The organism is Limosilactobacillus panis DSM 6035, assembly GCF_001435935.1.
Lineage (GTDB): Bacteria > Bacillota > Bacilli > Lactobacillales > Lactobacillaceae > Limosilactobacillus > Limosilactobacillus panis.
Map to the genome: position 1 here is coordinate 1 of NZ_AZGM01000013.1, position 24,200 is coordinate 24,200.

Genomic DNA, 24,200 nt, shown 5'->3' on the forward strand with positions numbered 1-24,200 from the left:
ACGGTGGTGTGAGAGGTCGGTAATTGAACTAATCAATTACCTCCTACTCGATTATTCAAGCAAATTATTGTATGTTAGACTAAAAGGGCATTGTGTCGCCTTAATTATCAATATGTTGACATATAATTGGAGGAAATTCTGTGGCTAAAGCACAAATAAACCCAGAAAAAGCACGGTGGCTGGAGGTCCTCGGAATTGCCATGCCACTATGCCTAAGCTACATCCCTATTGGGTTAGCTTGCGGTATTTTGTTACATGCGGCGGGGTTCAACTTTATCATGACCCTGGTTGTATCAATTGTTGTTTTCTCTGGTGGAGCCCAATTTATTTTAGCTTCATTGCTGACGATTAACGCACCACTATCATCAATATTTGTGACCTTGTTCTTCTTGGAACTACGGTATGCGTTACTGGGTTCTAGTTTATCTAAGTACATTAAAAATGAATCTCAACACCTTATCTGGCTGTTTGCGGTTTCGATGAACGACGAAAACTACGCAATCAACTACCTGAAATTTGCAACGGATAAGAAGTGGACGCCAAAGGACGCCCTGCTGGTTGAACACTACTCACTGCTTTCGTGGTCAGTGGCGAACATGGTCGGGGGTCTGATTGGGAGTACGATTTCAATCAACCTTGAGGTGGTTGACTTTGCCTTAACAGCCCTGTTCCTGTACATGATTGTGATGCAGGTGCAAAACCACCTGACCCTGTTGATCAGCCTGCTGACAGCAGTGCTTGCGGTCTTCTTCATGGCCCTGACGCACAGCATCCTCGGAGTTGTGATTGCTACTCTGATTGCATCATTTATTGGTTTCCTGATTGAGAACACTGTTCGTCACCACAGCAAGGTTCCAGAAAAGAACTGGTTCTTATCGAAGATGTTCCGGCCGAAGATCACCCGGACGACGGTTGAGGACCAGCAGGAACGCAGTGAGCTGAAAAAGAATGGCTCGGTAGAACCGGGTAAGGACGAGACGGACGGTAAATAGTGGGGATAAAGATGGAACAACTACTTAGTAATGCACCGGTGTTACTTGCTGACATCGGTCACAATAAAATCTTATATCACCTGGTGGTAATTGTATTGGCCGCAATTGCGGCGTTCATTCCGCGGTACTTTCCAATTCTCTTCTTCTCGACGCGGAAAATCCCGGAATGGTTTAACGAGTGGATGAAGTACGTCCCGGTGAGCCTATTCACCGCCCTAGTTGTTAAAAACGTCTTCATCACCACCGCTGGTTATCACTTTGTGCCTTTTGGTCACGTAGAACAAATCTTTGCAGCCTTGATTGTAATGGTTATTGCCTACTTTACCCGGTCGATGTCAATCTCTGTGATCGGTGGGTTAGTTGCGGTCTGGCTGCTGAGCATGGTAATTTAATATTAAAGGTAATGATTATGGGTCAGCTTTTCGATTGTCAGGCAATCGGAAGCTGGCCCTTTTTTAATGTTCGTATTTTTAAAATAAACATAAGCGAACGTTCGGAATGGAAACACCTTAAAATTAGGGATTAATTAAAATTAACAATCCCCCTTGTTATTACACTAATGTCGTGATACCTTTTAAACACCGAATTAATCCGGATATTATTTGTTTATTGTTCGTATTTTTCAAAAAGGAGACGGGGTTAATGGTAAAGACAAGGAATCGATATGGAGTGGCCCTCGCGGGGGTTGTTCTTCACTTGATGATTGGTGGCGTCTACGCCTGGAGTGTGTTTACAAAACCAATTGCGCAGCAGACGGGATGGAAGGAAACGGCGGTCTCGTTTGCATTTAGTTTAGCAATCTTTTTCCTGGGAATGTCAGCGGCGTTCATGGGTCGGCTGGTAGAAAAGTTTGGCCCAACCGTTACGGGGACGATTTCCAGTATCTGCTACGGGAGCGGAATCGCCCTGACTGGGCTGGCGGTTCAAAGTCACCAGCTCTGGCTGCTATACTTGGCATACGGGGTTATTGGTGGCCTGGGTCTGGGTTCGGGCTACGTTACCCCGGTTTCAACCATTATTCGGTGGTTCCCGGACAAGCGGGGACTCGCAACCGGTCTGGCAATCATGGGCTTCGGTTTCGCGGCCCTGTTGACGGGCCCAGTTGCCCAACACCTGATGGCAGTTGTTGGCCTTGCTAATACCTTCTATGTGTTGGGGATCTTCTATTTTGTCGTGATGGTTATTGCGGCCCAGTTTATTAAAAAGCCGCGGTCCCATGAGCTCCCGCAAGCAATTGCGGCAAATGCTCAACGGGTTAGCCTGACTGGCCAAGAACTGACGGCTAACCAAGCGTTAAAGACCCGGACGTTTGCTTTCCTTTGGCTTATGTTCTTTATCAACATCACCACGGGGATTGGCCTGGTTTCAGCAGCTTCACCAATGGCCCAGAACATGACGACGATGACTGCTGCGGCCGCCGCTGTGATGGTTGGAATCATCGGTCTCTTCAACGGATTTGGCCGGTTGGCTTGGGCAACCTTGTCGGATTATATTGGTCGCCCGTTGACCTACAGCTTGATCTTCGTGTTGGACATTGTGATGCTTTTTATCCTCTTGTTCTTTAAGACACCGTTGATCTTTGCCCTGGCCCTGTGCCTGCTGATGTCGTGTTACGGTGCTGGTTTCTCAGTAATCCCCGCATACCTGGGGGATGTCTTTGGGACCAAGCAACTGGGCGCCATCCACGGTTACATCCTCACCGCCTGGGCAGCCGCCGGAATGGTGGGGCCCGTCCTCTTGTCCTACACGCACCAGGTCTTACATAATTACTACGTCACGCTGGTTGTCTTTGTAATTATTGATGCTTTGGCAATGCTCGTCTCAGTTATGATTCAAAAGGACTTTGTTGCGCATCGGGCTGTCAAAGGAGTTGACTAGGGGTGTTGACTTTTGGCCCGATAGCCGTTATTATCATTACTAACAAATTTACCTTTAAACTAGTCCAGAGAGGCTAAGAAGGATTTCAATTGTGCGTTACCAAAAACGGTCTTCTTAGCCCACTGCTAAGGAGGCTTTTATTTTACAGAATTTCTCCAGCCGCCAGCAGTGGGTTTAAAGAATCGGGTGCGGAACCATCAATCAATCTAGGGTATTTTGTTGAATACGAAAACCATTTAATTGACTCCTGTGAGAGCAAAACGGTACGGTGTTTGGCATTATTTAAGAGAAGAGAAAAAGCACAGCGCTCGCTTAACCAGGAGGGATTAAGTGGGCGCTGTTTTTGATTGCGCGAAAGGAGCATTCTCTGATGGAAGAAGCACAACGGTTGGCAGTTGAGCTGCCCGGCCTATCGCTGAAGAACCCGGTTATTCCGGCAAGCGGCACCTGTGGCTATGGCCAGCAAATTGCTCGTAACTATGATTTGAATTTACTGGGGTCCTTAGTACTGAAGTCAACGACCCTCCATGCCCGGTCGGGGAACCCCCAACCCCGGGTTTGTGAAACAAGTGCTGGCTGGTTAAATGCCAATGGCCTGCAAAATGTGGGGGTTCAAGCGGTCGTTAACGAAAAGCTGCCCTGGCTGAAGGGCCACTACCCACACTTGCCAATCATCGCGAGTGCGGCCGGTTTCTCCACGGCAGAGTACGAGACGGTCGTCCACCAATTAGGCCAAGCCCCGGAAGTCAACGCCATTGAGTTGAACGTTTCCTGCCCCAACGTTAAGCACGGTGGCCTTGCGATGGGCACTGATCCGGCGGTTCTTGAGGACCTGACCAGGAAGGTCGTCAAGCAGGCCGCGGGGACCCCGATCTACGTCAAACTGACTCCGAACGTCACCAACATTGTTCCCCTGGCCCAGGCGGCCGAGCGCGGTGGTGCTAATGGCCTGACGATGGTCAACACCCTGACCGGCTTAAGCATCGACCTCAAGACCCGGCGCCCCGTTCTCGCCAACGTCACTGGGGGCTTATCGGGCCCAGCCATTAAGCCGTTGGCCCTGCGAATGATTCACCAAGTCCGGGCCGTTTCCAGCTTACCAATCATCGGGGTTGGGGGGATTGAAACCGCCGAGGACGTCCTGGAATTTATGATGGCCGGGGCTAACGCCGTCGAAGTGGGGGCCGCTAGTTTCCACGACCCGCTGGCCTGCCCACGGATCGTGGCGGACCTGCCCCTGGTAATGGACCGGTATGGAGTTGAGAAGTTGACGGACCTGTGGGAGGTAAGATTTTGAAACGATATTCACCAATGGTGGCGATTGACGTGGCCACCAAGAACGAAGCACTGGACTTGTTTGACCGCTTGACCGTTGAACCACGGCCAATCCTCAAGATCGGGATGGAATTGTACTACCATTTTGGCCCGGAGATCATTAAGGAGGCCCAACGCCGGGGCTTTAAGATTTTTCTGGACCTGAAGCTCCACGACATTCCCAACACCGTTAAGCGGGCGATGTTTGTCCTCGGCCAGTTGGGGGTCGACTTTACTACAATCCACGCCGCCGGGGGGAGTGAAATGGTGGCTGCCGGTGCCACGGGCCTGAAGGAAGGGGCACAGGCTGCCGGCCTTCCGGCACCGAAGCTGCTGGCGATTACCCAGCTAACCTCAATTGACGAGCAAATCTTACACGACGAGCAGCACGTTGACCTGTCCCTGGTGGAATCGGTCCAGTCCTACGCCCAGCTGGCGGAGAAGGCCGGTGCGAACGGGGTTGTTTGCTCAGCCCACGAAGTCCAGGCAATCCGCCAGGTAACGGGTCCAGACTTTCTCTGTGTCACCCCGGGGATCCGACCGTGGAACTTTGCTAAGGGGGACCAAAAGCGGGTCGTCACTCCCCACCAGGCCCATGACCTGGGGAGCAACGCCATTGTGGTCGGGCGGCCAATCACCCAAAGTGCGGACCCGGTCAAAGCATACCAGGAGATTGAAGAAGAATTTTTAACGGAGGAAGATTAAGATGAGTTACGCAGAGACAGTTGCTAAGGACCTTTTGGAAATTCACGCGGTAACCCTGAGCCCCGACAAGCCTTACACCTGGGCCAGTGGCCTGCATTCACCAATTTACACCGATAACCGGTTAACGATTTCGTACCCGGCAGTCCGGAAATCAATCTATCAGGGGATGGCTGCCCTGATCAAGGCGCACTTCCCGGAAGTTGCCGTGGTTGCGGGAACCGCGACGGCGGGGATTCCGCACGCCGCCTGGGTGGCCGAAGAACTGGGGAAACCCCTGGTTTACGTGCGCTCCAAGCCCAAGGACCATGGTCGCGGCAAGCAAATTGAAGGAGTCCTAAAGGCCGGTGAAAAGGTGGTTGTGATTGACGACCTGATCTCCACTGGTGGGAGCGTCCTCAACGCGGTCGCCGCGGTCAACAAGGCTGGTGCGGAGGTCGTTGGTGTTGTTTCCGTTTTCACCTACCAGTTGCCAGCGGCGGACAAGAACTTCGCGGCGGCCGGTTTGGACTACTACTCCGTTACCAACTATCCGACCCTGGTTAACGTCGCCAAGGAAAATGGCCTCATCAGTGAAGCCCACCTCTCTTCTCTGAATGAGTGGCGACAGGATCCGGCAGCTTGGAGTGCCAAGCACTAAGCGGTGAAGCTTGCCGAAAGTCTGTTATAATACTTACAGAAAGTGAGTGATTATTAATGGATAAGGAAGAAATTCGCCAACACGTTCTGGAGACGGCTAACCGACGTTACGCGACCAAAAAGTACGACCCGCAGCGGCACATTTCTCCGGAAGACTGGCACACCATCTTGGAAGTGGGCCGGCTTTCACCAAGTTCCTTTGGTTATGAGCCTTGGAAGTTTATCCTGATCAACTCCCCGCAGGTTAAGAAGGGCATCCGGCCCTTTGCCTGGGGTGCGGCCAACAGTCTCGACGGGGCCGACAAGTTACTGCTGATCCTGGCACGGACAGATGTGACCTACGATAGTGACTATGTTCGCCACCTGGTGGCCGACGTTAAGCACCACCAATACTCACCAGAATCAAAGCCTTCGCAGGCCTTCAAGCACTTCCAGGAAGACGACCTGGGGATTAGAAATGACCAGGAACTCTTTGAATGGGCCAGTAAGCAGACCTACATCGCAATGGCAAACATGATGACGGCGGCAGCCGAGCTCGGCATTGACTCCTGCCCCATTGAGGGCTTCAACTACGCGCAGATGAACAACTACCTGAGCAAGCGGAGAGTTATCGACCTGCAGCACTGGCGCGTTTCGGTAATGGTCAGTTTCGGTTACCGCGACCAGCCAATCAAGCCTAAGGTTCGGCAACCGCTGATGGCAATTTACGAAGAATTAAATTAGAAATGAATAAAGCCCGTAAATCCGGCATTTAATTGCTGAATTTACGGGCTTATTTCTTGGCCATTTTACAGAAACGGTTGACATTCACCACCACAACGATTAAAGTATCATTAAAATATTATTAGAAACGTGGAGAGGATATTAGAGAGAAGCGGATAAGTATGACACGAAAAGTTGGTGTGATTGGTCAAGGACACGTTGGTGAAACTCTGGCGAATAATCTGTTGGTGACCGGGACCGTGGATAAGCTGGTCCTAATTGATACAAACGAAAAGAAATTGAACGCGAACGTAACTGACTTCGAGGATGCGGCGGCGAACCTGCCGACCCACACAAAGGTCCTTCGTAATGATTACGGGGCCTTGGGTGATGCCGACGTGGTGGTGATCGCGGTTGGCGATATTGGTATCCAAAATGACGACGCTAAACACGACCGCTTCATGGAACTAAAGGTGAACAGCCGCGCTGCCAAGGAGGTAGGGACCAAACTGAAGGAGGTCGGCTTTAACGGTGTGCTGGTTTCAATCAGTAACCCCTGTGACGTCATTGCGGCCCTGTTCCAAAAGTACACCGGCCTACCAAAGGACCAGGTGATTGGGACCGGGACCCTACTTGATACCGCCCGCCTCCACAAGGTTGTTGGTCAGGCCCTAAACGTTGATCCCCGCTCGGTAACCGGCTACGCACTTGGTGAGCACGGTAACTCCCAGTTTGCGGCATGGTCACAGGTCCGTGTCCTCGGGCAAAATATTACCGACCTCGCTGCCGCCAGCGATGACCTGGACTTAGACGCCCTTGCCGAAGCAACCAAGGCTGGCGGCTACACCGTCTTCCACGGGAAACTTTACACTAACTTCGGAATTGCGGCGGCGGCCCTGCGCCTGGTTACCGCCATCCTTAATGATGCCAACATTGAACTGCCGTGCTCCAACTTCCGTGAGGAGTACGGGACCTACTGTGGCTACCCTGCTATCATCGGCAACGGTGGGGTGGTCAAGCAACTGCAGCTGAACCTGACGCCCGATGAGGAAAAGAAGTTGGCCAAGTCAGCAAACTACATTCGGACCCGTTTTGATGAGACTGCCCAAAAGTTGGCAGCGGAATAAATTTAAAAACTCCTGATAATTAAAAAGCTGGAAGAAAAGTATCAGCGTGCTTTTATTCCAGCCTTTTTAAGTTCTCTATTAATCTTTGTACATGTAGTCCCGGGTCATTGGCAGGTTCTTGCCAGAAGCCCCCTTGGTGATTAAGAACTGGATAACATCGATGTTTCCGGATTCAAAGGAAGCGGCACATGCCTGCAGGTAGAGGTCCCACATCCGTGTGAAGCGTTCACCCATCATATCCTGGATCTGGTTCCGGTTGGCGTTGAAGTTGGCGTCCCAGATCTCCAGGGTGTGTTGGTAGTGACGGCGGAGCATTTCCATGTCGGCCAGTTGCATGTGGTTTTCAACAATGTGGCCAATCATTTCTTGCAGGCCGGGAATGTAGCCGCCAGGGAAGATATACTTGTTAATCCAACCGTTGTAGGCCCCACCCTGTTGCCGGGTGATTCCGTGAATGAGGGCCACCCCATTATTACTGAGGTAACGTTGAACGTCCTTGAAGTACAACCCCAGGTTTTTCTTACCAACATGTTCAAACATCCCCACTGAGGTGATGTAGTCCCAGGTCTGGTCACCGAGTTCCCGGTAGTCAATCAGCTTGACTTCGGCAACGTCTTCCAAGCCTTCGTCCTTAATCTTTTGTTGGACAAAGCGGAATTGTTCTTCACTCAGGGTAACCCCGGTGACCTTGAGGCCGAATTCCTTGGCAGCGGTCAGCATCAGGGTTCCCCAGCCACAACCAATATCCAAAAGGGTCTTGCCGGGCTTCGGGTCCAGCTTCTTCAGAATGTGGTGAACCTTGGCTTCCTGGGCCTTTGTCAGGTCATCCCAGTTGCCATCCGTGAAGTAGGCACATGAGTAGGTCATCGTGTCGTCTAACCAGAGCTTGTAGAAGTCGTTCCCCACGTCGTAGTGACTTTGCACGTCGGATTGGCTTTCCTTTTCGGAGTGCCCTTGCTTTGGTAAGAACTTGCGGAACTTGGAATTACGCATGAAACTGCCGGCGCTTTCGTAGGCGGATTCAATGAGCTTCTGGATGCTGCCGTCGATTTCAATCTTACCGTCCATGTAAGCTTCTCCGAGGGCAATTGAGGCGTTCTTGGTAACATCACGAATCGGGATCTTCTCCTTAAAGGTGATGGTTACCTCGGGGTCGCCGTTACCGTAAACCACGCTCTTGCCATCCCAGAAGACAACCTTAACTGGGATCGTAAAAGAATGGCTTAGCAGTGACTTGTAGAACGTCTTTTCTAGCATTTCAACGTTTCCTTCTTTCTCAAATTAATAGGATTATTATAACACCCCGTAAATTAATTCAAGGAAAAGAAGCTTCAAATCTCCCAAATATTTGAAAATCCTTATATAATTATAATGATGAGAAAGGGTGATCATATGGTTGATGCTTGGCATCGCTTTATTAAAAATGTGGAGCTGCGACGGTTTGTAGTCCTCGCGATAATTATCGTGGTCCTTTGGATGGTCCGGTCAATGATGAATATGATCCTATTCACCTTTATTCTGACCTACATCGTCGTTAACTGGGTCCACCTGGTCCGGCGGTGGCTCCCCAAATTATCGCCAGCCATCATTACGGTGGTGACCTACGTCCTGTTACTTTTGCTATTGTATTTTGGGGTTACCAAGTACCTACCAGTCCTGGTTCGCCAAATTGTCAAAATGGTCAATTCAGTGGTGAAGTTCTACGAGTCCAACGACACGACGGTCTTCTACCACTATATTAACCACTACATCAGCACGGCGACGATTATGAACCAGGTGAAGCACGGCATCTCACTCGCTGTCAGCACGCTGACTAGCATTGGGGTTGTTACGGTGACTTTCCTCTTGTCACTGATTTTGAGCTTCTTTTACACCTTGGAGCTTGAGCAGATGGAAAGCTTCTCCCGGCTCTTCCTCGACAGCAAGTTCAGCTGGTTCTTCCAGGACGTGGCCTTCTTTGGCAAGAAATTTACTAATACCTTCGGGGTTGTCTTGGAGGCCCAATTCTTCATCGCTATCTGTAATACGGTAATTACAACGGTGTGCCTGACCGTGATGAAGATGCCGCAGATCTTTGCGCTGGCGCTGATTGTCTTCATCTTCAGTCTGGTACCAGTTGCCGGGGTGATTATTTCGACAATTCCCCTCAGCCTGGTGGCCTACTCTGTTGGCGGCCTGCGGGACGTGGTTTATATTATCATCATGGTGATCGTTATCCACGCCATCGAGGCCTACGTTTTGAACCCCAAGTTCATGTCCAGCCAGACCGACCTGCCAATCTTTTACACCTTCGTGGTCCTATTGGTCAGCGAGCACTTCTGGGGTACCTGGGGTCTCATCGTTGGGGTTCCCATCTTCACCTTCCTGCTCGACATCCTCGGTGTTAAGTCGATTCACCACCACCGTAAGTCACGGCGGGCTTGAGCCTTGTGTAATCCTGTACATTAATGGAAATTGAAAAGAAAAAACAAATTTGTTACGAACGAAAATAATAAATGGTGAGCAAGTTGATTATCCGCCCAGTAATGCCGCTATCACGGACTTAATGAGCTAAAAAGGATAGTTGACTTGCTCATTTTCTTTAAAATTGTTCACAAGACAGCGAGCAAAGCGGGAAGGGGCACCAATGTGAGCAGTGATCAATCTTGTGCTTGTTTTCTGAAAAGATTAGAATTTAATTATAACGTAACTTGAAAGACAGACGAGGTGGATATAAATGGAAAAACAATTACATGGTTCAGACGTCATCATCGATAGCCTCCGCAAACACGGTGTTGACCTGGTATTCGGGATTCCGGGTGCTAAGATTGACCGCCTGTTTGAAGGCCTTGACGGCAAGGGAAGTACGGACGCACCGAAGCTGATTGTTACCCGGCACGAGCAAAATGCGGTCTTCATGGCCCAGGCCTATGCCCGGTTGACTGGTAAGACCGGGGTTGCCATCAGTACCTCTGGCCCGGGGGTTGGCAACCTGACGACCGGGATTATGACGGCTAATGCAGAAGGGGACCCAGTCCTGGCCATCGGTGGTCAGGTTCAACGAAAGGACCTCCACCGTCTAACCCACCAGAGCACCCCGTCTGCCGAAATTATGGCCACAATCACCCAGTACAGTGCTGAAATCCAGGACCCGGACAACATTTCTGAAATGATGGCTAACGCATTTGAAGCCAGCCAGGGTTCACCCAAAGGAGCGGCCTTTGTCAGCCTGCCGCAAGACGTTGACGATGCGGTCGTTAATGAAAAGCCCCTGCCAATCTATGAGGCCCCGAAGATGGGTCCCGTCGATGCCGATAATTTGGCAAAGCTGGTTGACCTGGTAAAGAACAGCAAGATGCCCGTCATCCTGGTCGGGCAGCGGGGCGGCAACGAGGAGGTTACCGCTGCTTTACGGCAATTGCTCCGGGACTACTCCTTCCCTGTTGTTGAAACCTTCCAGGCCGCGGGGGTCGTTTCCCGTGACCTCGAGGAACAGTCCTACTTTGGTCGGGTGGGTCTCTTCCGTAACCAGGTTGGTGACCAGCTCCTCCAGCAAAGTGATCTGGTAATCGCCGTTGGTTATGACGCAATTGAATACGAACCCCGGAACTGGAACAAGGAAGGGCAACTGCGGATTGTCAACCTGGATACCCAACCGGCCCAGATTGATAACCACTACACCCCAATTATGCAAATGGTCGGTGATATTGCCACCAGCCTGAAGCAGTTTGACCAGCTACTGAAGGGGTACAACTACCCGAAAGCGGCTAAGAAGCAGCTTGCCACTTACAAGCAGCAACTGGATAAGGATAAGCAGATTAAGGCGCCCCAAAGCCACGGGGTTAGTCACCCGCTGGCGGTAGTTCAAGCCATTCAGGAAAACGTGACTGACGACATGATCGTTTCCCTAGACGTTGGTTCCCACTACATCTGGATGGCCCGGCACTTTCGTTGTTATCAACCACGGCACCTGCTAATTAGTAACGGGATGCAGACCCTTGGGGTGGGCCTGCCATGGGCAATGGTTGCTGCCATGCTCCACCCAGAACACAAGGCCGTTGCCGTTTGTGGTGACGGGGGCTTCCTCTTCTCCGGGGTCGAATTAGCTACGGCCGTCCAGCACCACCTGAACCTGGTAACAATTGTCTGGGATGATGGTGGCCACTACGACATGGTTAAGTTCCAGGAAGAAATGAAGTACCCAGAAGCCGCCGGGGTGACCTTTGGTAAGTGTGACGTTGTTAAATTCGCCGAAAGCTTTGGCGCTACTGGCCTGCGGGTTGAAAAGCCGGCCGACCTGAAGAAGACTTTGCATAAGGCCTTCAACATCGATGGCCCCGTGGTTGTCGATGTTCCTGTCGACTACAGTAATAACAAGGACCTAGCAGCCCACTTGATTGACTCACAATTAGGTTAATGAAAGGAAATGATCTTATCAGTACTTTGTATGAACACGGTACGTTAGCTTCTTTGATGGCTGGTAACATGGACGGGACAATCACCGTTGCCGACCTGTTAAAACATGGTTCGACGGGAATCGGCACTTTTAATGGGCTCGATGGTGAGGTAATCATCCTCGATGGTGAGGTTTACCAGGCGGTATCTGATGGGCACGTTAACCACATGACCGACCGGCAAGCCAAGATGCCATTTGCCTCGGTCCACACCCCCGAAGATCTGGAGAAGATTGAGCTATCCAATGTCGACTTCACGGCATTAAACGGCGACTTTGCTGAAAAACACGCGCTGAAGAACATCTTTGCCGCACTGCGGTTAAAGGGGAATTTCAACCACGTCAAGGTGCGGATTGCACCTAAGCAGGAAAAGCCATACCCAAGCCTGCTGGAAGTTGCCAAGGGCCAACCAACGTTTACCAATGACAATGTTACGGGGACGATTATTGGTTACTACGCCCCAGAAATCTTCGGCAGTGTTACCGCGGCCGGCTGGCACCTCCACTTCATCAGCGATGACCGCCAGTTTGCTGGTCACCTGTTGGAGTTCAACGCGGACCAGTTGACTGGTGACCTGCAGATCTTTGATAACTTGCAGCAGCACATGCCGATTAACGACCAGGCATTCCGCCAGGGCGAGGTTGACATGGGCATCTTGCGGGACAGCATTGCCCAGTCTGAAGGAAATAACGATTAATAAAACGCGAATAAGGTATTAGCGCGCTTCATGTGGCTATTATGGGGCGACTGCTGGTAACGGGCCAGCGGTTGTTCGTAACTAGCACCAGGAGCGCGCTTTTCTTGTGGAATCCCTTTGACATTAGGATGGATAACCGCTAAGCTGGAATAGTAAGTTTATTTTTAACTTAATTTAATTAATTATTCGTGAAAAGAGGCTTACGAGCAGCAGATAATACAGTATTCTATGATTATAGTCGAACAAGAAGCTATAATAAAACTATAAAGTTCGCGTCTAGTGAAAGGGGACGATTGCAATGATGACGGATATCGAAATTGCAGACCAAGCGGAAATGAAGCCGATTAAAGAGGTCGCAGAAAAGATTGGCCTGGGTGAGGATGATATTGAGCAGTACGGAAAGTATAAGGCGAAGATCAGTCTCCCCGTCACGGCGCACCCGGATAAGAAGCACAAGTTAGTCTTGGTAACGTCAATCAACCCCACGCCAGCCGGTGAGGGGAAGTCAACCGTTCTCGTTGGGTTAGGGGATGCCTTAAACCAGCTGGGTCACCAGACCATCATTGCAATGCGGGAACCTTCGATGGGGCCAGTCTTTGGAATTAAAGGTGGGGCCACTGGTGGGGGCTACAGTCAGGTCGTCCCGATGGAGGACATCAACCTTCACTTTACCGGGGACCTGCACGCCCTAACGAGTGCGAATAACACCCTGGCGGCCCTGGTTGATAACTATATTATGCGTGGTAACGAATTGGGCCTGGACCCCCGCCGAATTATCTGGAAGCGGGTTGAAGACGTTAACGACCGGGCCCTTAGAAATGTCGTCACCGGCCTGGGGGGCTTAATGCAGGGGGTCCCACGGCAGACCGGATTTGATATCACCGCCGCTTCTGAACTGATGGCGATCCTATGTCTGTCGACCGACCTGATGGACTTGAAGAAGCGGGTTGGGCGGATTGTTGTCGGCTACACCTATGACAAGAAGCCGGTTACGGTGGCTGAGCTCGGCTTTGCAGACGCCATTACGATTCTCTTAAAGGACGCCATCAAGCCTAACCTAGTTCAGACCCTGGACCACACCCCAACGATTATTCACGGGGGCCCATTCGCTAATATCGCCCATGGCTGCAACAGTGTGCTGGCTACCAAGGCGGCATTGCAGCTGGCGGACTATACCGTTACGGAGTCTGGCTTCGGTGCCGACCTCGGGGCGGAGAAGTTCATGGACATCAAGCGCCGGGTCCTGGGCAAGAACCCGGATGCGGTGGTCATCGTCGCTACTGTTCGGGCCCTTGAGTATAACGGTGGTGTTGCCCTGGCTGATTTAAAAGACGAGCACCTTCCGGAACTGAAGAAGGGGATGGCCAACCTGAACCGCCACATCAAGAACATGCAGCGGTACGGCGTGCCCTTGGTGGTGGCCATTAACCACTTCGTCACGGATACGGAAGCTGAGATTAAACTGATTGAAGATAACTGTAAGGAACTCGGGGTCAACGTCGTGCCGGTGGACGCCTGGGCTAAGGGCGGTGCTGGAACGCAGGGCCTGGCCCAAGAGGTTGTCCGGTTGACGGACCAACAGAGTGACTTCCACGAGTTGTACAGTTTGGACGCGACCCCGGAGGAAAAGATCCGGACGATCGCGACTAAGATTTACGGCGCCAAGGACGTTGAATTTAGCCGCACTGCCAAGCGTCAACTGAAGCAGTTTACCGAGCTCGGCTGGGACAAGCTGCCGGTCTGCATCGCCAAGACCCAGTACTCATTCACCGATGATAAGAGTCAGCTGGGGGCTCCAGAAGGCTTTACCTTCCACATTCGGAGCCTTGTTCCCAAGCTCGGGGCCGGCTTCATTGTCGCTCTATCCGGCAACATGATGACGATGCCGGGCCTGTCCAAGGTACCGGCGGCCGTTAACATGACCATTGATAAGGACGGCAAGATTACTGGTTTGTTCTAAGAAAAGAATTGCGCCCAGCTGGGTAAAACTAGCTGGACGTTTTTTATTTACCAGCATTTATACGAACTTTATATTGTTAAATATATATTTTGTTCGTAAATACTATTGAAGTGGGCCCGCCGATTTGGTATCCTTAAAGCAGTTTTTAAGGAGGTAACATGATGAGCAAAATTAGTGTTGTGATGGGCAGTAAGTCAGACTGGCCAACCGTCAAAGAAGCTTGCAAAATTTTGGACCAATTCGGTGTCGACTATGATAAGAACGTCATTTCTGCCCACCGGATGCCAAACGAAATGTTCGCCTTTGCCCAGGGGGCCGTTAAGAAGGGGACGAAGGTAATTATTGCCTGTGCCGGTGGCGCCGCCCACCTTCCGGGGATGATTGCCGCTAACACCCCGTTACCGGTGATTGGCATTCCCGGACAGACCAAGACCCTTGGCGGGATGGACTCCCTCTTATCAATCGTCCAGATGCCAGCAGGGATTCCCGTTGCCACCACGGCAATCGGGGTTGCGGGCGCCAAAAACGCAGCACTGTTAGCTCTGCAGATCCTGGGGACCACTGATCAGGTAATTCAGGACCAGATTGTTGACTACCGGAAGCAGATGCACGACGCAGCAAAGGAAAGCGGTGCTCACCTTGACTAAGATAATTCAACAGGGCCAAACAATTGGCATCATCGGTGGGGGGCAGCTCGGTCAGATGATGGCCCTTGACGCCAAGCAGACGGGGATGAAGGTCATTATCCTGGATCCGACGCCTCACTGCCCAGCTGGCCAGGTCGCCGATGACCAGATTGTGGCGGAATATGCTGACGTGAAAGCAATTGAGGAACTGGCCCGCCGGTCGGACGTCCTCACCTATGAGTTCGAAAACGTCGACTTGAACGCCCTTCGTGACGTGGCCGACAAGGTTTACGTTCCCCAGGGCACCCACCTGCTGTACACCACCAAGAACCGAATCCGGGAAAAGACCTTCCTCCGCAATGCCGGCCTTAAAACCGCACCATTTTTGCCAGTTAAGAATCGTCAGGACCTGGAAAAGGCGGTGGCAGAAATTGGCTACCCATGTGTGCTGAAGACCTGCGAAGGCGGCTATGATGGCCACGGCCAGGAGATCCTCCACAGTGACGCGGACTTGGCAAAGTGTGCGGGGATCCTATCCACTAAGGACGCCATCCTTGAGGGGTGGGTACCCTTCAAGTTGGAATGCTCTGTCATGGTTGGCCGGAATGAAAACGGCGCAATCACCGTCTTCCCCGTTTCGGAGAATATTCACCACGACGAGATTTTGCACATCAGTATTGTCCCCGCCCGGATCGCGCCTGAATTGCAGGAGCGGGCCAAACAAATGGCAATTAAGATTGCCTACGCGATTGACCTCCGGGGAATCCTGGGCGTTGAGATGTTCGTGGGCAACGACGGGGAGATTTACATCAACGAGCTGGCCCCACGGCCGCATAATTCAGGCCACTACTCGATTGAGGCCTGCAACTTCTCCCAATTTGCCATCCACAACCGAGCGGTCTGCAACTGGCCCCTCCCCAAGATTGAATTGCTGCACCCGGTAATTATGGTTAATGTCTTGGGCCAGCATGTGCAGGGGGTTCGCAAACAGATTCCTAAAAAGCCAAACTGGCACTTTCACGACTATGGCAAGGCGGAGATCCGCCACAACCGGAAGATGGGTCACGTGACAATTTTGACCGATGACTTCACGGCCACCTTAAAGGAAATTGCGGACACCCACATTTGGGATGAATAGGGCTTGGGAGATTTCTCAACCTGTGCGATAATAACTGCAGAATAAACATAGAGAGGATTTTAACCGATGATTGACCGTTATACTAGTCCAGAAATGAAGAAGATCTGGAGCTTAGAAACCCAGTACCAGTGCTGGCTAGAAGTTGAAATTGCTGCTGACGAGGCCTGGAGCAAACTGGGGCACATTCCGGCTGAAGACGTGGAAAAGATCAAGAAGAACGCTAAGTTTAGCGTTGAGGGGATCGCCGAGATTGAAGCGGTGACTCACCATGACGTGATTGCCTTTACCCGTGACGTCTCCAAGTCCCTCGGCCCAGAACGGAAGTGGGTTCACTACGGGATGACCAGTACCGACGTCGTTGACACCGCCCAGGGTCTCCGCCTGAAGAAGGCCAACGACATCCTCCGTAAGGACATTGATGACTTCATGGCCGTTTTGAAGAAAATGGCTGAAAAGTACAAGTACACCGTCTGCATGGGCCGGACCCACGGGGTGCACGCTGAGCCAACTACCTTTGGCCTGAAGGCGGCCCGTTGGTACTCCGAAATGAAGCGGAACAAGGAACGGTTTGAACACGCTGCCCGGGGTGTTGAAGCTGGGAAGATCTCCGGTGCGGTAGGGACCTTCGCGGAAATCGACCCCTTCGTTGAAAAGTACGTTTGCGACCGCCTCGGCCTCCGTGCCCAGGAAGTCTCAACCCAGGTTCTGCCACGGGACCTGCACGCTGAATACATCGCCACGATTGCTTTGATTGGAACCAGCATGGAGGAAATGGCAACCGAAATTCGTTCCCTCCAGCGGACCGAAATCCATGAAGTCGAAGAGCACTTCGCCAAGGGGCAAAAGGGCTCCTCAGCCATGCCCCACAAGCGGAACCCAATTGGCTCCGAAAACATCTGCGGCTGTGCCCGGGTCCTCCGGGGACATGTTGTAACGGCCTATGAGGACGTTGCCCTGTGGCACGAGCGGGACATTTCTCACTCCAGCGCAGAACGGATGATTTTACCCGATTCAACTGCCCTTCTTGATTACATGCTTCGCCGGTTCGGCCGGATCCTGAAGAACCTGGACGTCTTCCCGGAGACGATGAAGAAGAATATGGATAAGACCCTTGGCCTGATTTACAGTGGTCGGGTCCTCCTCAAGCTGGTTAACAGTGGAATGATCCGGGAAGCGGCTTACGACCTGATCCAGCCGTACACCGCGAAGTGCTGGGCAGAACAGATCCCGTTCCGCCCGCTGTTGGAAAAGGACCCAACAATTCAAAAGCAACTCACTAAAGAAGACCTGGACGACGCCTTTGACTACCACTGGCACCTCCGCCACGTCGATGACATTTACAAGCGGGTTGGCTTGGACTAGTAAAAAAGGGAGTGAGACAGAACTAGCTTGCTAGTTCGTTTTCGAACCCCCGCAAGCACAAAGAGGACTCTAGCGTTCGGAGAAACCGAACACTAGAGTCCCTTTGTGTACTGCGCTGTAGCATTTTCAACTATATAGGAGATTCACAGCCCCTTTCCTGCGATCTCCTTCAAAGGAGAGTTTTATATGAAATTCAACCACCAATTTTACAAGACGAATAGCTTCCTGTTCGGGCTCGCCCTGGTCCTTGCCCCGCTAATTGACCTGGTGTCTGACCATGACCCGGTTGGCCGCCTGTTGGACTTCGGCTGCCAACTATTCGGGGTGATTTTTCTAATCGCCTGCCTCTTCAAACGGCGGTCTTAGGCGGTCGGGTAGTTCTTGCCGAAGATCTTCAGTTCCCGGTATTCGCCGTTAACCTTTGAAATATTGGGCAGGTGGCCCCACCTCTCGTAGTTGCAACTCGTAAAGAGGTTTTGACTCGGTTGGTTGCGCTCGTAAATGTAGGCCACCACCGTCTTGAAGTGGAGGTGCCCCTTGATTTGCTGGTCGACGAAGTTAAGGAGGGCCCGGCCCAACCCCTTTCGCCGCGCCTGCTTGTGGATGTAGATGGCAATCTCTGCCGAATCCGCATAGGCGTGGTTGGGGTAGAAGGGCTCGAGGGCGCACCAGCCACAAACCTGACCGTCAATGGTCACCACCCATAGTGGGTGCCGGTCGTCAAACTGGGCAAACCAGTCCTGCCGGTCCGCCACTGTTACGGCCTGACTCTCATCAGTTGCGATTCCTGCCTGGACCGCTTCGTTAAAAATCGCTACAATTGTTTCTTGGTCGGCCTTCTGGGCCCGGCGAATCTTAATCGTTGGTTTTGCTTTCAAAGTGATTTCCCCTCACATGTTGGTTTATGAACACATTGTAGACTAAAAAGCGTCATCTTCCCAATCTATTGATTGCGAAGGTGACGCTTTATTTATTCTCTAACCTTTTCCGGAACGGTTTGCCAGCTGTTAGCGATGGGGAGGAAGGCAACCTGCCGGCCGCTCTGTCGCAAAGAGGCACATAGTTGCTCAAGATCATCATGGTCGATAACCGGGGTTAGTCCGCTCCAGTAATCCTGACCAGTGGCCTGTTGCTGCCAGGAGACGGTCGGAATGTTGGAGACAATTGAAAGGAGGTTGCCGGTACCCTCAACGGTAATCAGGTACCGCTGGGGAACGGCCGTGAGCGGCTTGGCGATGGCCGGCTTGCGGTAGCTGTTGAACTCCCTTCCGCAGTTGCCTTTCACAATGTCATCACCGGTTGCCAAAAGGTCGCTGAGAATGCTGTTGGCAGTGGGGGTGGCACCAGCACCCGGGCCGGTATAGGTGGTCTCACCCAAGGCATCACTCTGCACGGCGATCGCGTTCTGGACCCCGTTGACGTGGGCCAGTGGCTCGGCAGCAGGGATTGCGGCCGGGCCGACGAATGAGAAGAGCTGGTGCTTTTCCTCCTTGGCCACCGCCAGCAGCTTGACCTTTAGTCCCAGCTGGTTGGCGCTAGCTAGCTGGGCCGGCGAGACGTTGGTAATTCCTTGGGCCGGCACGTCCTTGAGGGACAAGGACTGGCCAAACGCGAAGCGGCTGAGGATGATCAGCTTGTAGGTGGCGTCAATTCCCTGGACGTCATTGGTGGGGTCGGCTTCCGCATAGCCGAGTTCCTGGGCGGCCGCCAGTGCCGTCTTGTAGTCCTGGCCTTTACGGTCCATGGCCGTCAAAACATAGTTCGCGGTCCCGTTGATGATCCCCGTAATTTGGGTAATCTGGTCGGTCTCCAGGCAGCTGGACAGGACGCGGAGGATGGGAATTCCCCCGGCCACACTGGCCTCGTAGAAGAAGTCGACCTTGGCAGTCTTGGCCAGTTGGAGAATTTCCTCCCCGGCCGTGGCCAGGAGGTCCTTGTTGGCACTGATGATTGACTTGCCATTGAGAATTGCCTGGCAGATGGCCACCTTGGCGGGCGCGATGGTTCCCATGGCTTCAACCACAATATGGATTTCTGGGTCATCGACCACGTCAGTGACCTTATCAGTCAAAATTGTCCCAGCCGGTAAACGGTCACCCTGGTGGTGTGCCAGGTTATGGACAGCAACACTCTTCAACTTGAAGCGAAAATCTTGGGTCCGGGCAATCTTAGCCGCCTGCGTTTGCAAAAGGGTGACGACCCCCTTACCAACGGTTCCGAGGCCCAACAGACCGATTGTGATTGTTTCCATAGCAAATCTTCCTTTCTAAATCTTGGCGAGGGCCTGGTCAAGGTCGTTGAGCAGGTCATCGACGTTTTCAATTCCCACCGAAACCCGAATAAGGTCGGGGGTCACTCCCGCGGCCTTGAGCTGTTCGGCGTTTAATTGGGCGTGGGTTGTTGATGCGGGGTGGATGATTAAGGACTTGGCATCGGCCACGTTGGCGAGCAGGGAGAAGAGGTGGAGGTTGCTGATTAGTTGCTTACCAGCCTCTTCGCCACCCGTAAGGCCGAGGGTGAAAATCGACCCAACACCGTGCGGGAAGTACTTATCAGCCAGTGGCTTGTAGGGGCTGTCCGGCAGTTCGGGATAGTTGATCCAGGCAACCTTGGGGTGGTCGTTTAAGAAGTGAACAATCTTCTTGGTGTTGGCGACGTGACGTTCAACCCGGAGTGACAGTGATTCCAGCCCCTGTAACAGGAGGAAGGAATTGAAGGGACTGATCGTGGCCCCAAGGTCCCGTAGTGATTCCGCCCGCACCTTGGTGGTAAAGGCCGCGCCCTTCAGGTCCGCAAAGACGATGCCGTCATACTGGTCATTCGGGGTGGTGAATCCGGGATAGCGGCCACTTGCCTGGTAGTCAAACTTCCCGTTTTCAACGATTACCCCACCCATTGTGGTGCCGTGGCCGCCGATGAACTTGGTGGCGGAGTGAACCACGACGTCCGCTCCGTGGTCGAGGGGCTTAACGAGGTAGGGGGTCCCAAAGGTGTTGTCGACGATGAAGAGAATCCCGTGGTCGTGGGCGATCTTGGCGATTTTCTCAAAGTCGACCAGGTTGATCCGTGGGTTACCGATGCTTTCAACGTAGAGGGCCTTGGTATGCTCGTTGATCTCCTTGGCAAAGTTGGCGGGGTCATCTGGGTCAACAAAGTGGGTGGTGATTCCCAACTTAGGGAGGGTCACGGCGAACAGGTCGTAGGTGCCACCGTAGAGGGTGCTGGCCGCGACAATTTCGTCCCCCTGACTGGCGATGTTAAGGATGGCGGCCGTGATGGCAGCTGAACCGGTAGCCAGGGTTACGCCCGCGGTCCCGTGTTCCAAGGCCGCAACCCGCTTGTCAACCACGTCCGTTGTGGGGTTCGTCAGGCGGGTGTAGATGTTGCCGGGTTCCTTGAGGCTAAAACGGTCGGCGGCTTCCTTGGCGTCTTTGAAGACGTAGGAGGTTGTTTGATAGATTGGCACCGCCCGGGCGCCCGTTTCGTCAACGGTTTGGCCGGCGTGAACTTGGAGGGTTTCAAAGTGGTAGTTGTTATTTTCCTTTGTCATATGTAAAACCTGCTTTCTAGTTGGCAATTGTGTTTAACCAGTTTTGATAAATCGTGTGGGCAGCGGTTTGCCAGTCGTAGTTGACCTGGCCCGCGGCCTCATTAATAAAGTAGTGTTGCGGTGCGGCGATCTTGCGCCGCTTTTTTTGATCCCGGTAGTATTCCTTAGCAAGGGTGTCGCTGTCGTATTCCGGGTGACCGGTGATGTAGGTGTGGTGAAAACGTGGCGACCGCAGGATCATTGGGCCGGCCTCCTTGCTATCGGCGAGGATGCGTAGGTCGCCGGGGAGGTGGTGGCGGTCAAGGACGCTTGCGCTGTGCCGTGACTGTGGCATCTTGATCAGGCCCCCGGCGCTGTCCTGGACCGGGGAAAGGTTGGCGGTAAAGATGCCGAACAGCTTTTGCTTGAGCAGCCGCTTGGGGACGGTGAAGTCGACAAACAGGCTTGCCTGGGCGGCCCAACACTCGGTGAGAGTCTCTCGAACATGGTGGTTGGCCCAGCTGATGATCTGGCAAAATTCACGCCAGTAGTCGACCTGGTCAAACGGCAGTTGTTCAACCGGCGCGCCGGTGATGATTAGGCCATCAAAGTGGTGATCATAAACCTGGTGGAAGTTGAAGTAATGGTCGCGTAACTCAGTAACGGGCGTCCCCTTAAAGCGGTGCGTTGCCGGATAGAGGAAGGTCAAAGCGACGTCTTGCGAAAGGTCATCGAAGCGTTTAAGAAACTGCAACTCGGTTGTTAACTTGGTGGGCATTAGGTTAAGCACCACGATTTGCCGGGGGCTTTTAAGTGGCGGTTGTGCCACACCCCCTTGCTAATTGCTAAGCCGTTACACGCATTGGCAGTCATCTTGACCAACTCCTTTCTGTAAATAAAAAAGCCTCCGTCCCCGAACCTATTGCTAGGATCCGGGACGAAGGCTTTTCGCGGTACCACCCTGAATTCGCCACTAACTCACATTAGTGGCCTTAATAAGTACTCACCTGATGAGGTGAAGACCCGACAGGATATCGGCTGTCAGCCGTTCACCCAGCCAGTTGACCAGGGGAATAACTCGGAGCTCATCTTCGTGTCAGTAACAATTACCCCTCACACCAACCGGGGCTCTCTGGAAAAAGTTCTTGGCACTACTCTTCTCTTCAACGTCTAATCATTTTCTAATTGTTTTGTAGTTTAGCACTAATTTTGCGAATGTCAACAGTAAAGTTGGCAAAAGTTCTGCTTTGGGGCGGTAAACCGGGGACGCAATTGTTAAATAATGGTAATTCACATTAAACACGAACATTATTTAAAATTAATCTGTTTTAGTTAGCGAATACCGTTGACAGAAGTGGGGGCCGATAGTATATTGATAGCATAAAAGAGCGAATTAAATTCGCTTGAAGTTATTTGTTGTTCGTGTTTTACACAAAGGAGTAATTACTAAGATGGAAAAGTTACTGTACACCGGTAAGGCAAAACAAATGTGGCAAACCGACGACCCCGAAGTCTTACGGGTTGTCTACATGGACCAGGCAACTGCCCTAAACGGCAAGGAAAAGGATCACTTCGCTGGTAAGGGGAAGGCGGCAAACGCAATTTCCACCTTAGTCTTCCAATACTTGATCCAGCACGGCATCGAAACGCACTTCATCAAGAAGCTTTCGGACAACGAAGAGTTGGTTAAGAAGTGCACGATGGTGCCGCTCGAATTTGTTACCAGAAACGTAATTGCCGGGCACTTCGCCAGCCGTTACGGCCTGAAGGAGGGGAAGGTCCTTGCCACCCCGGTTCAGGAAACCTTCTTCAAGAGTGACCAGTTGGATGACCCCTTCATCAACGAGTCGGCAACGGTCGCCTTGGGAATTGCCACCCACGATGAACTCGCCCAGATGTGGACGGTCTGCCAAGAAGTTGACACCCTATTAACCCACCTCTTTGCTAAGGCCGGGATGCAGCTGGTGGACTTCAAGCTGGAGTTCGGCCACCTCAGTGATGGGCGGATCGTGCTGGCCGATGAATTCTCCCCCGACAACTGCCGCCTGTGGGACCTTAAGACCAATGCTCACATGGACAAGGATGTTTACCGGCGGAACCTGGCCGATTTGACGACGACGTATGACAAAGTGTTGGCCCGGTTAGAAGAAGTAATTGCGGAGGAACAATAATGACTAAAGTTCGGATTTTCGTCACCTACAAGCCATCAGTTTTTGACCCCCAGGGTGACACGATCAAAAAAACCATTCATGCTTTGGGACACGATGAAGTTGCCGACGTTCAGGTTGGTAAGTTTTTCGACCTCACCATTGATGCCCAGGTTGACCAGGTTGCTAAGACCGTCAAGGAGGTTGCGGAAAAGCTACTGGTCAACTTCAATATGGAAACTTACACTTACCAAGTCATGGAGGAAAATTAATGAAAATTGCGGTAATCGTTTTTCCCGGTTCAAATTGTGACATTGATATTTACGAAGCACTCAGCAGCGTATGTGGCGCTGACGTGGACTACGTTTCCCATAAGCAGGCGAGCTTGGCCGGCTACGACGCGGTGATGCTGCCCGGGGGCTTCTCATACGGTGACTACTTACGGGCGGGAGCGATTGCCCGCTTTGCTCCGGTCATGAAGGCCGTTGTTAAGATGGCCCATGCTGGTCAGCCGGTTTTTGGGACCTGCAACGGTTTCCAAATCCTGACGGAGGCGGGGCTCTTGCCCGGTGGCTTGAAGCGCAACGACAGTCAACAGTTCATCTGCAAGACCGTGCCCTTAGAAGTAGTCAATAACCAGACCCTTTTTACTAGCCAGTACCAGGAACACGAGCGGATTGCCCTCCCCATCGCCCACGCTGACGGCAGCTACTATGCGGACCAGGCAACGCTTGATGAACTGGAAGCAAACCACCAGGTCGTCTTCCGCTATGCCGAGGAGAACCCAAACGGTAGCCTGCGCAACATTGCCGGAATCACGAACCGGCAAGGGAATGTCTTGGGAATGATGCCCCACCCGGAGCGGGCCGTTGAGGCAATCCTTGGTAATACGGATGGGCGCCGCCTGTTCGAGTCCCTGTTAGCAAACGGCAGTGTAAAAGTGGAGGAATAAAC

General features: G+C 52.3%; 25 protein-coding genes. 20 read left to right on the forward strand and 5 right to left on the reverse strand.

Translation table 11 applies throughout. The features are described 5' to 3' along the window. The first annotated feature begins 140 nt into the window (after positions 1 to 140). From FD32_RS00460 to FD32_RS00495, 8 genes are all read left to right on the forward strand, one after another. Positions 141 to 992, forward strand: coding sequence for an AzlC family ABC transporter permease (locus FD32_RS00460; protein ID WP_047770158.1), 852 nt, complete (start codon positions 141 to 143; stop codon positions 990 to 992). Between the two features lie 11 nt (positions 993 to 1,003). Then, on the forward strand, positions 1,004 to 1,384 hold the full coding sequence (locus tag FD32_RS00465) for an AzlD domain-containing protein (RefSeq protein WP_047770160.1): 381 nt from the start codon (positions 1,004 to 1,006) through the stop codon (positions 1,382 to 1,384). A 250-nt stretch (positions 1,385 to 1,634) separates the two neighbouring features. Then, complete coding sequence (locus FD32_RS00470; RefSeq protein WP_056962075.1) at positions 1,635 to 2,870, forward strand: L-lactate MFS transporter; 1,236 nt, start codon at positions 1,635 to 1,637, stop codon at positions 2,868 to 2,870. Positions 2,871 to 3,240: 370 nt separating this feature from the next. Further along, on the forward strand, positions 3,241 to 4,167 hold the full coding sequence (locus FD32_RS00475; protein WP_056962076.1) for a dihydroorotate dehydrogenase: 927 nt from the start codon (positions 3,241 to 3,243) through the stop codon (positions 4,165 to 4,167). Beyond that, positions 4,164 to 4,889 (forward strand): orotidine-5'-phosphate decarboxylase, encoded by a 726-nt coding sequence (gene pyrF, locus FD32_RS00480; RefSeq protein WP_047768781.1) that lies wholly within the window; start codon positions 4,164 to 4,166, stop codon positions 4,887 to 4,889. The genes FD32_RS00475 and pyrF overlap by 4 nt, the downstream gene beginning before the upstream one ends. A gap of 1 nt (position 4,890) precedes the next feature. Continuing rightward, positions 4,891 to 5,526, forward strand: coding sequence for an orotate phosphoribosyltransferase (gene pyrE / locus FD32_RS00485; protein WP_047768779.1), 636 nt, complete (start codon positions 4,891 to 4,893; stop codon positions 5,524 to 5,526). Positions 5,527 to 5,582: 56 nt separating this feature from the next. Further along, positions 5,583 to 6,248 (forward strand): NAD(P)H-dependent oxidoreductase, encoded by a 666-nt coding sequence (locus FD32_RS00490; protein WP_047768777.1) that lies wholly within the window; start codon positions 5,583 to 5,585, stop codon positions 6,246 to 6,248. A 161-nt stretch (positions 6,249 to 6,409) separates the two neighbouring features. Beyond that, on the forward strand, positions 6,410 to 7,354 hold the full coding sequence (locus FD32_RS00495) for an L-lactate dehydrogenase (RefSeq protein WP_047768775.1): 945 nt from the start codon (positions 6,410 to 6,412) through the stop codon (positions 7,352 to 7,354). Positions 7,355 to 7,432: 78 nt separating this feature from the next. Here FD32_RS00495 and FD32_RS00500 read toward each other — a convergent pair whose 3' ends face one another. Then, positions 7,433 to 8,611 carry an SAM-dependent methyltransferase gene (locus tag FD32_RS00500; protein ID WP_056962077.1) on the reverse strand — a complete coding sequence of 393 codons (1,179 nt, stop codon included), beginning with the start codon at positions 8,609 to 8,611 and terminating at the stop codon, positions 7,433 to 7,435. 135 nt (positions 8,612 to 8,746) lie between these two features. On the opposite strand from FD32_RS00500, the gene FD32_RS00505 reads away from it, so the two are divergent. The 8 genes from FD32_RS00505 to FD32_RS00540 all read left to right on the forward strand — a co-directional run bounded on the left by FD32_RS00505 (position 8,747) and on the right by FD32_RS00540 (position 17,936). After that, positions 8,747 to 9,778: an AI-2E family transporter gene (locus FD32_RS00505; RefSeq protein ID WP_047768771.1), complete on the forward strand. Its 1,032-nt coding sequence runs from the start codon at positions 8,747 to 8,749 to the stop codon at positions 9,776 to 9,778. A 292-nt stretch (positions 9,779 to 10,070) separates the two neighbouring features. Continuing rightward, positions 10,071 to 11,750: an acetolactate synthase AlsS gene (gene alsS / locus FD32_RS00510; RefSeq protein WP_047768769.1), complete on the forward strand. Its 1,680-nt coding sequence runs from the start codon at positions 10,071 to 10,073 to the stop codon at positions 11,748 to 11,750. Then, complete coding sequence (gene budA / locus FD32_RS00515; protein ID WP_047768766.1) at positions 11,750 to 12,484, forward strand: acetolactate decarboxylase; 735 nt, start codon at positions 11,750 to 11,752, stop codon at positions 12,482 to 12,484. Before alsS ends, budA begins: the two co-directional genes overlap by 1 nt. Positions 12,485 to 12,782: 298 nt before the next feature. Then, entirely contained in the window at positions 12,783 to 14,444 is a 1,662-nt protein-coding gene (locus FD32_RS00520; protein WP_047768764.1) for a formate--tetrahydrofolate ligase, read from the forward strand. 161 nt (positions 14,445 to 14,605) lie between these two features. Further along, positions 14,606 to 15,091 carry a 5-(carboxyamino)imidazole ribonucleotide mutase gene (gene purE, locus FD32_RS00525; RefSeq protein ID WP_047768761.1) on the forward strand — a complete coding sequence of 162 codons (486 nt, stop codon included), beginning with the start codon at positions 14,606 to 14,608 and terminating at the stop codon, positions 15,089 to 15,091. Continuing rightward, a complete protein-coding gene (gene purK / locus FD32_RS00530; RefSeq protein ID WP_047768760.1) occupies positions 15,084 to 16,208 on the forward strand; it encodes a 5-(carboxyamino)imidazole ribonucleotide synthase in 1,125 nt (374 codons plus the stop codon). The genes purE and purK overlap by 8 nt, the downstream gene beginning before the upstream one ends. 66 nt (positions 16,209 to 16,274) lie before the next feature. After that, positions 16,275 to 17,570, forward strand: a complete 1,296-nt coding sequence (gene purB, locus FD32_RS00535; protein WP_047768758.1) for an adenylosuccinate lyase — start codon at positions 16,275 to 16,277, stop codon at positions 17,568 to 17,570. Between the two features lie 186 nt (positions 17,571 to 17,756). Beyond that, a complete protein-coding gene (locus FD32_RS00540) occupies positions 17,757 to 17,936 on the forward strand; it encodes a hypothetical protein (protein WP_047768756.1) in 180 nt (59 codons plus the stop codon). Here the strand turns inward: FD32_RS00540 and FD32_RS00545 are convergent. The 4 genes from FD32_RS00545 to FD32_RS00560 form a co-directional block, all read right to left on the reverse strand. Beyond that, complete coding sequence (locus tag FD32_RS00545; protein WP_053003055.1) at positions 17,933 to 18,448, reverse strand: GNAT family N-acetyltransferase; 516 nt, start codon at positions 18,446 to 18,448, stop codon at positions 17,933 to 17,935. The two genes, FD32_RS00540 and FD32_RS00545, sit on opposite strands and share 4 nt — an antisense overlap. Positions 18,449 to 18,540: 92 nt before the next feature. Then, positions 18,541 to 19,821 (reverse strand): homoserine dehydrogenase, encoded by a 1,281-nt coding sequence (locus FD32_RS00550; RefSeq protein ID WP_053003054.1) that lies wholly within the window; start codon positions 19,819 to 19,821, stop codon positions 18,541 to 18,543. A gap of 15 nt (positions 19,822 to 19,836) precedes the next feature. Then, the gene (locus FD32_RS00555) at positions 19,837 to 21,120 is read right to left on the reverse strand and encodes an O-acetylhomoserine aminocarboxypropyltransferase/cysteine synthase family protein (protein WP_047768755.1); all 1,284 of its coding nucleotides are present in this window, start codon (positions 21,118 to 21,120) and stop codon (positions 19,837 to 19,839) included. Positions 21,121 to 21,136: 16 nt separating this feature from the next. Continuing rightward, entirely contained in the window at positions 21,137 to 21,928 is a 792-nt protein-coding gene (locus FD32_RS00560; protein WP_047768754.1) for a homoserine O-acetyltransferase/O-succinyltransferase family protein, read from the reverse strand. A gap of 186 nt (positions 21,929 to 22,114) precedes the next feature. On the opposite strand from FD32_RS00560, the gene FD32_RS10515 reads away from it, so the two are divergent. The 4 genes from FD32_RS10515 (at position 22,115) to purQ (ending at position 24,198) form a co-directional block, all read left to right on the forward strand. Then, on the forward strand, positions 22,115 to 22,273 hold the full coding sequence (locus FD32_RS10515) for a hypothetical protein (protein WP_162261557.1): 159 nt from the start codon (positions 22,115 to 22,117) through the stop codon (positions 22,271 to 22,273). A 277-nt stretch (positions 22,274 to 22,550) separates the two neighbouring features. Next, positions 22,551 to 23,270 (forward strand): phosphoribosylaminoimidazolesuccinocarboxamide synthase, encoded by a 720-nt coding sequence (gene purC / locus FD32_RS00565; RefSeq protein ID WP_047768753.1) that lies wholly within the window; start codon positions 22,551 to 22,553, stop codon positions 23,268 to 23,270. Continuing rightward, a complete protein-coding gene (gene purS, locus FD32_RS00570; RefSeq protein ID WP_047768752.1) occupies positions 23,270 to 23,518 on the forward strand; it encodes a phosphoribosylformylglycinamidine synthase subunit PurS in 249 nt (82 codons plus the stop codon). Before purC ends, purS begins: the two co-directional genes overlap by 1 nt. Further along, a complete protein-coding gene (purQ, locus tag FD32_RS00575; protein WP_047768751.1) occupies positions 23,518 to 24,198 on the forward strand; it encodes a phosphoribosylformylglycinamidine synthase subunit PurQ in 681 nt (226 codons plus the stop codon). Before purS ends, purQ begins: the two co-directional genes overlap by 1 nt. The last annotated feature ends 2 nt before the right edge of the window (positions 24,199 to 24,200 follow it).